We start from the raw sequence: 11100 nt of genomic DNA on the forward strand, positions 1-11100 counted from the left end.
CCGAATTTATTCTATACTTATCCATGAGATAGTCCTTTTTATTGGTCTTGGATAAGTCATCCAAGTGCTAGTATAAAGGATTTTTTTGTTTCATGGAATAGGTTATAATTTTAATGCAACACTAGTGTAAAAAAGTTTTAGTCAGGTACCCAACGCAACAACTAAAAAAACCTTTTTCTTGGATTGGATAACCAATCCAAAGAAAAAGGTTCTTTTTTTACTCTAATTATAAAAAGGCAATGAGCCGGCTAAAGAGACTATTCCCCAAAGGAAAGATTTTGAGGCTCTGCAGGATAGCGTTGTTCACTGTCAAAATCAGTGGTAGCAACATCTTCAGTAACAATTTCTAAACAAAAATCATCCGCCCATAAAGTACCTTCTCCTTGTAACAAAAAGCCAAAATTAAGGACTTCCGCTTCTTGAGGAACATCTAAGACAGAGGAGTAATAATTCCAGTCGTTTGTTCCTTCGATCGGTCTGTTTTGCATATTATCAAATTTTAACTGTTCAAATTCTTTTCCATCTATACGCAACCAGAGACCACCCCAACCCTCTATTTGATCAGATTTCAAATAAGCACTCAAGCGAATGCGCTGGTTTAGATAGTTTTTTGCGCTGACCTGTTGCATCACTGTCGCAAAATCGTCTGTATACAAACTATTATTTCTACTAATTTTGACTGATTGCTTTCCGCTATGGAAGTGCGTGTTGTCTAAAGTGATCTCATATTTATCATGATTATTACCAGAAACTAACCAGCCTTTTATTTTTGCGTTACTCATTTTTAAATTCCTCCTAAAAAAATGTTTGAATTGTACTCTATATTGTCGAGGCGCTAATTGATAATATTTTTTGAAGACTCTAGAAAAAGCTTCTTGAGAAGAAAAACCACTGATCAAAGCGATATCAAGAATTTTTAACTCACTGTTCAGCAAAAGTAAAGAAGCGTTAGCGATCCGTCTTTTCTGAATATATTTATATATACCCATGTGTAATTGCTTTTTGAACACTCGCTGAAAATGAAATTCAGACATTCCAACTTTTTTAGAAATATTTTCTAAGGAAAGAGTTTCCGTTAAATTTTCTTCAATATAAACCAATGCTTTTTGAATATCTTCTGTATAATCCATAAATCACCTCTATCTGTATCACTACGTCTATCATACGCTTTTCTAGGAACTTTTTTTGATTATTTTTGCTCTTTTCTAGCATAACACAAACATATCAGGAACGATTTTGGTTAAGAAAAGGGAGCAGTGCCGATGAGTGAAAAATGTTTATCAGCTAACTATCTGCAAACCTCTCGTTCTTTCAATCATTGCGTCTTTCTGTTCTGACGTGTAAAATCTAGTTGAAAGAGTGGGATCAATTGAAGAGGAGAAAGAATGATGGAAGTAATCAAGCTTTCTGAATCGGAAATGCTACAGTATTCAGAGACATTATCGAATGTTTACAATCAAGCCATGCACCAGCAGGTCAATCTATTGGAACGTATTCAAAACAGTATCGAAAGTCAAAAAAATCCGCTGATTTTTGCAGCAGTAGATCATGGTCAGATTATTGGTTTTGTGTACGGCTTTGACTTCAAAAAAGAGAATTGGTGGGCGCAGCAAGTTTCTCATGAGCTACCCAAAGAAATCGATTGGTTCGAAGCACGATTTGAGCTGAATGAACTGATGGTTCTTCCAGAGTATCAGAATCAGGGAGTTGGCAGTCGATTAATGGAGGATTTGTTGAAACAGACAGATTTTATTGGCATTTTGCTCTCTACTGCTAGGAATAAAAATGATCGAGCGGTAGCCTTTTACAAAAAATGGGGATTTCAACCGTTGCTGGAACCATTTTACTATTCCTATGACAAGAAGCAAGAAAATCCGGTTATTCTCTTTTATTTACACAACAAATAAGTCAGCATCCTACTCGATCGTTTCCGAGAGAAAGCGATCGAGTATTTTTTTAGAAGAAAGTGAAAAAAGTTTTTCTTTTTTTGCAATGATTGAGTAATAGTCATCGAATATATAGGTAAGTGGAAGGAAAGGAGAGAAGTTATGCGGACAGACCGTCAATTGATTCGTAGTATTTAAAAAAAAGGTTCGGAACAAGCTGCCAATGAACTGGTTCGAAGGTACTATGATGATCTTTACAGTTATCTCTATCGTCAAGTGGGCGAACGTAGTGATACTTTAGACATTACCCAAGAAGTCTTTATCTCTGCATTGAATGGCTTACAAGCCTATGACGCCAAAAAGGCTTCTTTCCGCACTTGGTTGTTTCGTATTGGCACCTACAAAGTGATCGATAGTTGGCGCAAACAAAAAATGGTCTGGTTTGAGCTAGAGGAAGAGACTCTTGGCTATGCCAATGACTTGGATACAACGATCTATCAACGAGAATTATTGAATGAAATCAACCAGTATGTCGCAAATTTCCGCCCAGAGATCCAAGAGATTTTTCGATTAAGAGTCTATGGTAATTGTTCATTTCCGGAAATTGCCTCTGCTCTCTATCAGAAAGAAGAAAAGATCAAAGCACAGTATTACCGCTTGATCACTAAAATAAGAAAGGAGTTTTCCTATAATGTATGATAAATCCCCATTAACGAAGGAAGAACGTGAACAAAGTATTGCTTACATTCTTCAAAAAGCAGACCTTCAACCAATGACCTTTCATCACTTTTTGCAATCAAATTTTCGTTTGCTCAGCAGTGGGCAGTTATTTTCGGGAATCGGAGATGTCCTCTTTCTAGCGCTAATTGCCTTTTTGGGTATCGCTTTTTTAGTATTTCCAGAGTGGCAGTCTTTACAAACGAAGGAGCTGCAGCAAGAAACCTATTTCTTCGTTTTTATGTTGTCTCCGTTTTGTTATGGTTTGTTTTATTTTCTGGGTGTTTGGAAAGAAATTTATTTGGGAACCTTTGAGTTGAAGATGACTCTACGAATTTCGCTGAAAGAGTTGATGATCCTGCGCATGCTGTTCTTTAGTACCTTTGCATTGCTTGTTTCTGGTTTGGGTAGTTTTTTGATTTGGCAGCTGTTTGATCAACAGATATCTTTACTCAGACTGCTGAGCCTTTCTAGCTCATCACTCTTTTTATTTGCAAACGGACAGCTATGGCTGGAGCGTCAGTTACCTTGGCATGCTTCTTATTTTGTTACACCATGCTTATGGATGCTGCTTTCTGGTATTTTGACTTGGAAAAAAGAGTGGATGATAGACATTCTACTTTATTTGCCATCGTGGCTTTTTGTGGGTTTGTTTATTCTCTTTGTGGGCTTTTTTATCGGACAGTTGCGCCGAGAATATTTTACGAAAAAGGAAGGAATACTTTCAAATGCTAGTGCTTAATCATGTCAATAAAAGCTTTCAATCGAATGCTGTCTTAAAAGAGATCGATCTCACTTTTGAAAAGGGAGTCTATGGACTGCTTTCTCCCAACGGGGCAGGAAAAACGACCTTAATGAAGATGATCACGACACTCTTATTTCCAACTTCAGGCGAGATCCTGTGGGAAGGGCAAAATATAAAGGAATTGGGCGCTGTGGAGGTCCGTCCAACATTGGAGGATGCCTTTTTGTATATTTATCGGGATGAGGTGGGAAGAGATGACTCTACACTTGCTTCGTTTTGAGATGCGTAAAATGATCGAACAACCGATGCTAGTCATCTTTTTTATTACTAGCTTCTTATTAAATATCATTTATATAGGAACAGCCGATCTGGATCAGGGTTATTTGCAGTTCATTCAAAATAAGGAACCGCAGATGGGAAGCATGATTAATGAAAGTTTTCAGCAGCAATTGCTTGAGCAGCCCAGCAATGGCTATCAGCAACGACTACTTACGGATTTGTCTGAAACAGAAAATGTTTTTGAAAATTATTCGACAGATCAATTAGCTGAAGAGGTGATTGCTTTTTTTCAGATCAATGATTCAGTCGCCGAGGAAATTCGTTCAAAATATCAAAAGCTGACACTGGTTGTTGATCAACTGGCAGAGGAAGAAGCCGATCTGCAAATTGGTGCCGCTGGAGAGACCACTCGATTTTTTACATTTATTAGAAACCGAATTTTTCATGCGATTCTGGGAGAAAGTTTGGTGTTTGCAGTCTTATTAGGGCTTTTTGGTAGCACCTCTGAACGCTTTACACGAACAGACAAACTGGTCTTTAGTTCTAAGACCGGTCGAAGTGTTCAAATCAGCAAATATATTGCCAGTTTGATCTGGACACTACTTTTTTATTTGCTGATGAGTGGTCTGGTCTTTAGTCTTTTAAGCTACACGAATCCTTTTGGTAGCCTTTGGCAGACAAGCATGTCCACCCAATTTCATGTGAATATTTACTCGCCTTTTTTTGTGATTCCTTTTATGACTTGGTTGCCAATGACTCTTTGGAACTATACGTTACTGTCGCTCTTGTTGGGTTTACTCTTGCTAGGAATTTGTCATGGAATTAGTTTTTTGACGGGTTTGTGGACCAATCATTTTTTCCGAGGCTTTGTCCTATTAGTAGTTCTTTATACGATCCTTGCAGGAATGGAGCAAGTCACGCAGCAGCTAGGCTGGTCGAATGTTTATGGACTTTTGATGTGGCAGCCGATTTCTTTGTGGAATAACCAAGGGTACTGGTTTACAGAAATGGGTCCCTATTCCACGATCCCTTGGCAGGAGACACTGGCATCTTTGATGAACGTTGGACTTTTGTTAATTGCTGGGATTTTTACAGGAAAATATTATCCAAGGAAGGAGGTTCGATAAGATGTTTTTTACAGAAACTAAAAAATTATTTCAACCCTTCATGCTACTGATTGGACTACTGATCGGGCTGGTTTTTTACCAACAGAATTTAAGTTTTATCTATGAGTACTGGCCAAATGGTAGCGCGATCCCAGTTTATGATTACGCTAAAGAATGGCAAGAGCGGTTCGGACCTTCATTGGAAGACGACGAGCTACAGATCATCGAGGAAGAGTACCAGCAGCTCCTAGCTCTGGCAGATGAACGCATAGCCGACGACGAGACGGCTAAACAATTGAGATTAGCGAATTACGCAGCCTTTTCAAGCTGGTCGGAGCAGCATCTTGGCCACAAGCGAATCGATGAAATGACCCACGAAGAACAAGAAAGAGTAGAGCAGATTGAAACAATCAATCAAGCGCTTGTCGATGAAGAAGGGCAGTCTATTGTGACAGATCTTCGAGTCTTAAAGCAATTATTGGAGCGTCGGCATCATTTTGATTCAGAAACAAATTTCTTTGAGCGGGAGGAGTATACAGCGACAGAACAAAAAGTACTCTCAGAAGAGTTGTTCCACAAAAATGGCTGGCGGAGTCTCTTACCTGAGGATTTGGCATTTACCTTGTCTCATCACTTTGCAGATGTTTTTATCTTGCTTATTTTCCTATTGTCCTTGTGGATCCCGGCTGTTTTTGTAAGAGACCGCTTGTTACGGATGCGCAGTCTTCAATGGGGCAGCCAGCATGGTCGAAACATTCTTTGGTCTCAATTTGGCGCCACGATGGCCTTCGGATTTCTAGTGATCAGCTTGGTGACCGCTTTGTTTTACGGAATGCTGTATTTGACTGACTTTCCTATTTATTTTGCTAACGGACTGAATTCCTTTCTTTCTGGAGATACCTTATCGTTTTCACTGCAATCCTGGTCCTTTGGTCAATGGTTGGCGATGGTCGTCCTTTTGATCTATTTATTTGGTCTATCTTTTTGCAGTCTCCTGTTTTTCATGGCACAAACCAGTCAGCATTATTTGTCTTTGCTGATGAAGGTCATCCCCGTCGTTTTTATTTTCATTTTTATCGCTGATGTAGTGATCAAAAATGCTTTCTATCTGAAAAACAGTCTGTATCAGTGGAGCGCGCTGCCGCTGATCGAATTGTATACAGGGATTTTTTTGCTGATCTTAAGTGTGGGTATCTCTATTGGACTTTGTAGTTACCGACAAAAACAAGATTTGTTGGATTGAGGATTGCTTTGCGTGCTTTCTTTGTTTTACAATAATCCAAAAGAGGTGGGTATATGGACAATCAACTAAAAGTAACGATTGTATTTAATGGAAAAGAAATCACGACCAATCTAGATGCTACAAACATCGAATCGGTTGAGCAGGCGGAAGCAAAAGCACAAGAAGCAATCGATACCTTTATTGCTCGTTATAAATTAAATGCTGTGATGGCCGAACAGGTACAGACTCAGTCTTATTGGAATAAAGATTCCTTCAAAGTGTTGGGTGAAGCGGAAAGGTATAGCCAAACACATTCTAAAGAGGCCTATCAAGTCTTTAAAGCTTATTTGGATCAAAGCGGGATGGAGAAGAAGGAAGCGGTTCGTATGGCTAAAGAGATTCTGACGAATTATTATAATTTGATCCTATCATTGGAATACGAAGGCTACTCCAGAGAGGAAGCGACGCAAATCGTTGAGGCAAGCCCCAGACGAGAAGAAAGACTGCAATTTTCTCTGATGGTCTTGGGAGATAAAGCCTATCCCAAAGAAGTTCAGGAAATTGCCACATTAAAAGGTTTTTATCAATGAAACAGATACGCATAGAGAACAAAGAGCAATACGTGCAGATTCTTGACTTTCTCAAAGACAAAAGCAAATACTTGGAGATCGTGATCCCTGATTACGAGGAAAAGGAAGCAGCGTTTCGCTTAGACTTGACCAATAGACTGCTTACTGAAAAAAGAGTCAACCGCTGGCAAGGAACCAAAACAACTGGTTTATTCAATACCCTGTACAAGTACGATTTAGACAAAGAAAGTTCAAACACTTTATTCAAAAGTTTGAAAAAGAGTGAGCCCTTTTTTATCAATACTCAGGAAATACGTTTTGGTTACCTAGAGGATACAGTTATTGAAACGGAATTTGGTCACATTGACTTTGCTTTTTATGGTTTTTCAGGCGATGTCCTTTTTTACACGACAACACATGAAGGGATCGCTTTTATTAGCGATTCCTACTAACTTTTTTTCTTGCTTTTCATTTTTTTAAAAGCTAAACTAATGAAAGAAACGGAAAGGGGAAAAATTATGCTAGAAACAACATTTGTTGACTATACATTTAACAATCCACTGATGAATGCTTCGGGTGTTCATTGTATGACTCAAAAAGAAATGGACGAATTGTCTGAATCTGCTGCAGGTGCCTTTGTAACAAAAAGTGCGACACTGCAACATCGTGACGGAAACCCTGAGCCACGTTATTATGATGTACCATTAGGAAGTATCAATTCAATGGGATTGCCTAATTTAGGTTTACAATATTATCTTGACTATGCTTTGGATCGTCAAAACAAATTTGAGACACCGATGTTCTTTTCTGTTGCTGGTATGAGTGTAGATGAGAATATTGAAATGCTGAAAGTGATTCAGGAAAGTGACTACAAGGGAATCACAGAGTTGAATCTGTCTTGTCCAAATGTTCCTGGAAAACCACAAGTAGCTTATGATTTCCCTTTGACAGAAGAGATCTTGACAAAAGTATTTGCTTTTTTCACAAAACCTTTAGGCATCAAATTGCCACCTTATTTCGATCTGGCTCATTTTGATGAAATGGCCGATGTTTTGAATAAATTCCCGTTGACTTATGTGAATTCAGTCAATTCAGTAGGGAATGGCTTGTATATCGATACCGAAAGCGAAGAAGTTGTCATCAAACCTAAAGACGGTTTTGGTGGAATTGGTGGAGAATACATCAAACCAACCGCTTTGGCAAATGTCAGAGCCTTTTATACTCGTTTGAATCCAAGCATCAAGATTATTGGTACTGGCGGAATCCGTAGCGGAAAAGATGTTTTTGAACATCTGTTGTGTGGTGCGACAATGGTTCAGATAGGAACAGAGCTTCATAAGGAAGGACCAGCAATTTTTGAGCGTATTTCCAAGGAATTGGAAGAGCTTATGACGGAAAAAGGCTATCACTCGATCGACGAGTTTAGAGGAAAATTAAAATCGATCGTTGACTAGGAGACATGACATGAAATTTAGACGTGCGACGATGGCAGATCTTTCTTCAATTATGATGATTGTCAATGAAGCGATCGAATTGCTTAAAAAGCAAGGATCACCCCAATGGCAAAATGGTTACGGTCCCTCAGAAGAAAAAATTGTCAAAGATATCAAGGCGCATGAATTATACGTGCTTGAAGAGGGGCAGGTAATGGCAATAGGGGCGTTGGTCCATGGAATCGATCCTGTGTATACAGCTATCCAAGAAGGTAGTTGGTCCGAAGATGGAAAATCCTATGTCTCTATTCATCGGATTGCTGTCTCTCCAAAGGCTTCTGGCAGAGGACTAGCAAAAAAAATGCTACAATCATTAGTGGAAGAAGCCGAGCGACAAGGGATTTTTGATGTACGGATAGACACTCATCAAATGAATGTGGGCATGCAAAAAGCGATTAAAGCGACTGGTTTTTCGTTTTGTGGAAGGGTAACTTTTCCTATTCCAGACGGAGAAAGATATGCGTATCAATTAAAAAAATGAAGAAGAATCCAAGCGATTCTTCTTTTTTTGCGTACTTTTTTATGAAGATCCAAATTACCTAGTAAAGGAAGGTTTGCTAATGAAAAAGAATGCTCAATTGAAATATGTGGCAAAGATATTGACTGTATTGCTGCTTTTGACCACAAACACAATTCCTGTGTTTGCTATTGCAGATGGGGAAAAAGACCAGATGGCTGAAGAAACATTGGATTCTTTTATAGAAGAATTAGAAATTATAGAAGAATCCGATGAAATTTCGGAGGAAGAGTGGGAGTCTTCAGAAGATAGCTCAACTCCCGAAGAAAAGCTGGAAAACACTGAGGATCCAGAAGCGGTCGAAGAAGAACTCTCAGCACAACCAGACTTATCCGAAGAATTAAATGAATCAGAACCAGAAGATCAAGAGGAATCTCAAGTCGTAAGCGAATGTGAAATAGAAGATCCGGAAGAATTTTTTCAAAAAAAGGAAACGCAGACCAAGAATCACTCCATTGCTTCCACTCCGGCTCAGGAAAAAATCGATTCTTCTACTGTAAAAATAGAAAACTCTGGAATGGCTATTCCTTCTACACTGGAGGTATCGAACTCAAATTTGAATGACTATGAACTGCCTTTATTATCTTCATTCAAAGATCGCCGTTCAGCTGCGATCATAGTGGAAAGTCTCCAATGGTTTCAAGGAAACGATCAACAATTGTTTGCAAAGAACGATCTGTTCTTTGTAAGAGATGTGTATGAAAAGATATTCGGACACACATTCGACAGCCATGAAAAAATCCAGCAAACTGGAAAAGAAGTACCTATAGAAGAAGCGGTTCCGGGGGATATCATTTTCTGGAAGCAACACGACAGCTATCGTTTAGGAATTTATTTAGGAAACAATCAACTGATTTCAGCCAATGAGAGTATGGGAGTGAAAATCCATGATTTCTCCTTGGAAGATACAAAAACAGACCGACTATCTACGATTATTTTGGATGAGACGTCTTTTAGTGTATTTCATTTTTTAAGTGATTTGAAACTTACGACATATGGAGAAGAGCAAATCAAGAATTATCCAGTGACTTTTGAATTCAAAAAGAATATTGGCACGCAGCAATTTATAGACTCTATTGCAGAGTCTGCGAGGGAACTTAGTCTAGAGCATGATCTTTTTGCTTCGGTCATGATCGCTCAGGCTGTCTTAGAAAGTGGTTCAGGATCAAGTTCACTTTCTCAAGGTCCGTATTTTAATTTGTTTGGTATCAAAGGAGCCTATGAAGGAACTTCTGTGAGATTGAAAACACAAGAAGATAACGGACAAGGGCAGATCTATGGGATCGATTCTACCTTTCGAGTGTATCCTAGTTATAAAGAATCATTGGAGGACTATGTGCGATTGCTTCGTCAGGGGATAATTGGAAACAAAAACTTTTATCAAAAAACATGGCGATCTGAAGCGGGGAATTATTTGAAAGCAACAGCAGAGTTAACAGGACGTTATGCGACTGATACTTTCTACAATAACAAATTAAATTCAATTATTGCTACTTATCATTTAACGACATTCGATAGAGTCGAAGGAGAAATAGTTTTACCTGCACAGGAGCTCGAATCGGTTCCTTTGGTTTATCGAGAAAAGATTAGATATCCAAAATACAATGGTGTGGACTACAACTTGTCGGGATCTTACGAGAGCGATCAGTGTACTTGGTATGTTTTTAACCGTGTTCACCAGTTGAACGGAACTGTAGACGACTTTATGGGAAATGGTGCTGATTGGGGAAGCACTGGAAAACGTTTGGGCTACACAGTTTCTGGGATTCCCAAAGTGGGAACTGTGATTAGTTTTCAACCGGGGATTTTAGGCTATCATCCATTGTATGGTCATGTAGCTTTTGTGGAAGCGGTTGGAACGGACGGAATTTTAATCTCAGAAGGCAACGTCGCTTATGTTCTCTACAAAGTAATACCTAATCAGATTGCATTATCCAACAGCGTGAGTTATATAGAGCCAAAATAGTTTCGATTTTCCTTGTAATAATACTTGTCACCTCAAAAAAGTATTGATAAGATAAATTACGAAGAAAAGGACGGTGCTACATGAAAAAACGTTTAAAGAAAAAGAAAGCCTATAAACAATATATTCGAGATATTTTCAAAGGATATGAATCGATGCTGGAAGATCCACAAATTGAAGAGTTGCGATTTGATTATTTAAAAGAAGAAACAATTTTAAAAAGAGACGAAGACAAACAAATTCGTTTTAGAACCCATGATACAAATTAATCCATCAAAGATGCAAAACTCAATAAATGATAGTTTTGCATTTTTTTGTTTATTGATGTAGTAAAATAGTTGCTAAATAAGAATAAACTTGGTAGAATTAATAGATGAGGAAAAGTTATATTTATTTTCTTCAAAAAAACTTTTATAAAGTGGTTGACATCTATTGCTTAACCTGATATGATATAAAAGTTGCTAACACAGCACAATGTAGACCTTTGAAAACTGAACAAAGCAAGCAAACGAACCAATGTGTAGGATGCTTCTATTAGATAGAAGCAAACACAACAAAGCAAGCAGTAATGCTAGCAAACGTTATTTTTATGAGCTTAACGAT

13 protein-coding genes are annotated in these 11100 nt (G+C 38.3%); 12 read left to right on the forward strand and 1 reads right to left on the reverse strand.

Going from position 1 to position 11100, the window contains the following annotated elements:
- Window positions 1-257: 257 nt before the first annotated feature.
- Window positions 258-1130, reverse strand: coding sequence for a helix-turn-helix transcriptional regulator (locus ACWODM_RS15670; protein WP_455322263.1), 873 nt, complete (start codon window positions 1128-1130; stop codon window positions 258-260).
- A 258-nt stretch (window positions 1131-1388) separates the two neighbouring features.
- On the opposite strand from ACWODM_RS15670, the gene ACWODM_RS15675 reads away from it, so the two are divergent.
- From ACWODM_RS15675 to ACWODM_RS15730, 12 genes are all read left to right on the forward strand, one after another.
- Window positions 1389-1907, forward strand: a complete 519-nt coding sequence (locus tag ACWODM_RS15675) for a GNAT family N-acetyltransferase (RefSeq protein ID WP_455322264.1) — start codon at window positions 1389-1391, stop codon at window positions 1905-1907.
- A gap of 207 nt (window positions 1908-2114) precedes the next feature.
- Window positions 2115-2585: an RNA polymerase sigma factor gene (locus ACWODM_RS15680; protein ID WP_455322275.1), complete on the forward strand. Its 471-nt coding sequence runs from the start codon at window positions 2115-2117 to the stop codon at window positions 2583-2585.
- A complete protein-coding gene (locus ACWODM_RS15685; protein ID WP_455322265.1) occupies window positions 2578-3345 on the forward strand; it encodes a hypothetical protein in 768 nt (255 codons plus the stop codon). The genes ACWODM_RS15680 and ACWODM_RS15685 overlap by 8 nt, the downstream gene beginning before the upstream one ends.
- On the forward strand, window positions 3332-3628 hold the full coding sequence (locus ACWODM_RS15690) for an ATP-binding cassette domain-containing protein (RefSeq protein ID WP_455322266.1): 297 nt from the start codon (window positions 3332-3334) through the stop codon (window positions 3626-3628). The genes ACWODM_RS15685 and ACWODM_RS15690 overlap by 14 nt, the downstream gene beginning before the upstream one ends.
- Window positions 3603-4754, forward strand: a complete 1152-nt coding sequence (locus tag ACWODM_RS15695) for a hypothetical protein (protein WP_455322267.1) — start codon at window positions 3603-3605, stop codon at window positions 4752-4754. Before ACWODM_RS15690 ends, ACWODM_RS15695 begins: the two co-directional genes overlap by 26 nt.
- A gap of 1 nt (window position 4755) precedes the next feature.
- Window positions 4756-5976: a hypothetical protein gene (locus ACWODM_RS15700; protein WP_455322268.1), complete on the forward strand. Its 1221-nt coding sequence runs from the start codon at window positions 4756-4758 to the stop codon at window positions 5974-5976.
- 53 nt (window positions 5977-6029) lie between these two features.
- Window positions 6030-6545, forward strand: coding sequence for a hypothetical protein (locus ACWODM_RS15705; RefSeq protein ID WP_455322269.1), 516 nt, complete (start codon window positions 6030-6032; stop codon window positions 6543-6545).
- Complete coding sequence (locus ACWODM_RS15710; RefSeq protein WP_455322270.1) at window positions 6542-6976, forward strand: hypothetical protein; 435 nt, start codon at window positions 6542-6544, stop codon at window positions 6974-6976. The genes ACWODM_RS15705 and ACWODM_RS15710 overlap by 4 nt, the downstream gene beginning before the upstream one ends.
- 66 nt (window positions 6977-7042) lie before the next feature.
- Window positions 7043-7978, forward strand: a complete 936-nt coding sequence (locus ACWODM_RS15715) for a dihydroorotate oxidase (protein WP_455322271.1) — start codon at window positions 7043-7045, stop codon at window positions 7976-7978.
- Window positions 7979-7988: 10 nt separating this feature from the next.
- Window positions 7989-8498: an N-acetyltransferase family protein gene (locus ACWODM_RS15720; RefSeq protein ID WP_455322272.1), complete on the forward strand. Its 510-nt coding sequence runs from the start codon at window positions 7989-7991 to the stop codon at window positions 8496-8498.
- Window positions 8499-8577: 79 nt separating this feature from the next.
- Window positions 8578-10500 (forward strand): glucosaminidase domain-containing protein, encoded by a 1923-nt coding sequence (locus ACWODM_RS15725; RefSeq protein WP_455322273.1) that lies wholly within the window; start codon window positions 8578-8580, stop codon window positions 10498-10500.
- A gap of 80 nt (window positions 10501-10580) precedes the next feature.
- The gene (locus ACWODM_RS15730; RefSeq protein ID WP_455322274.1) at window positions 10581-10766 is read left to right on the forward strand and encodes a hypothetical protein; all 186 of its coding nucleotides are present in this window, start codon (window positions 10581-10583) and stop codon (window positions 10764-10766) included.
- Window positions 10767-11100: the final 334 nt, after the last annotated feature.

It is taken from the genome of Enterococcus olivae (assembly GCF_053760925.1).

Coding starts and splice junctions, on each gene's coding strand:
- ACWODM_RS15675 (WP_455322264.1), top strand. CDS start 1,389: ATGGAAGTAATCAAGCTTTCTGAATCGGAAATGCTACAGTATTCAGAG.
- ACWODM_RS15670 (WP_455322263.1), bottom strand. CDS start 1,130: ATGGATTATACAGAAGATATTCAAAAAGCATTGGTTTATATTGAAGAA.
- ACWODM_RS15725 (WP_455322273.1), top strand. CDS start 8,578: ATGAAAAAGAATGCTCAATTGAAATATGTGGCAAAGATATTGACTGTA.
- ACWODM_RS15720 (WP_455322272.1), top strand. CDS start 7,989: ATGAAATTTAGACGTGCGACGATGGCAGATCTTTCTTCAATTATGATG.
- ACWODM_RS15705 (WP_455322269.1), top strand. CDS start 6,030: ATGGACAATCAACTAAAAGTAACGATTGTATTTAATGGAAAAGAAATC.
- ACWODM_RS15685 (WP_455322265.1), top strand. CDS start 2,578: ATGTATGATAAATCCCCATTAACGAAGGAAGAACGTGAACAAAGTATT.
- ACWODM_RS15690 (WP_455322266.1), top strand. CDS start 3,332: ATGCTAGTGCTTAATCATGTCAATAAAAGCTTTCAATCGAATGCTGTC.
- ACWODM_RS15695 (WP_455322267.1), top strand. CDS start 3,603: ATGACTCTACACTTGCTTCGTTTTGAGATGCGTAAAATGATCGAACAA.
- ACWODM_RS15700 (WP_455322268.1), top strand. CDS start 4,756: ATGTTTTTTACAGAAACTAAAAAATTATTTCAACCCTTCATGCTACTG.
- ACWODM_RS15730 (WP_455322274.1), top strand. CDS start 10,581: ATGAAAAAACGTTTAAAGAAAAAGAAAGCCTATAAACAATATATTCGA.
- ACWODM_RS15710 (WP_455322270.1), top strand. CDS start 6,542: ATGAAACAGATACGCATAGAGAACAAAGAGCAATACGTGCAGATTCTT.
- ACWODM_RS15715 (WP_455322271.1), top strand. CDS start 7,043: ATGCTAGAAACAACATTTGTTGACTATACATTTAACAATCCACTGATG.